Origin of the sequence: Paraburkholderia sp. SIMBA_053 (genome assembly GCF_046534895.1) — a bacterium.
Taxonomy (GTDB): Bacteria; Pseudomonadota; Gammaproteobacteria; order Burkholderiales; family Burkholderiaceae; genus Paraburkholderia; species Paraburkholderia caledonica.
On the sequence record NZ_JAWRXU010000136.1, the window covers coordinates 1 to 430 of the forward strand.

At 57.9% G+C, this 430-nt stretch carries 1 protein-coding gene; it reads left to right on the forward strand.

Annotated features, from left to right (window positions below; genetic code table 11):
* Nucleotides 1-132 precede the first annotated feature (132 nt).
* On the forward strand, nt 133-430 hold a 298-nt coding region (locus SB753_RS34935; RefSeq protein ID WP_410804606.1), incomplete at its 3' end, for an XRE family transcriptional regulator.

Consider the following 430-nt stretch of genomic DNA (forward strand, 5'->3'; position numbering starts at 1 on the left):
GGAAAACCAATACGCAGGAAAACTTATGCATTCTGAATCGTTCCGCCACCTATCTACCTGGATAGGTGTGCATGCTTATCGGATAACGCAGAATTTGAGATAGCAACAGCACTCAACCGACGGGACACGAAAATGGAACTTCTGGACAATCACTGGCAACCGCAAACCGGCCTCCAAACGCGTTCGGCGGAGCCTTCCACAGCGGTGGACCGGGTCTTGATCATTGCTTACCGCAAAAAGAAAAAAGAGAGCCAGCGCCGTTTCTGGGCGCGTTTCGGCGTCACCCAGTCGCGCGGCAGCCGCTTTGAATCCGGCGCCGAAATTCCGGCACCGGTTTCGATCCTGCTGGGCCTGTATTTCACCAAGACCGTCTCGGATGCGGACCTCGGCCGCGCCGAGCGCGTGCTCCACAGCCGCGACGCCGCCGCCT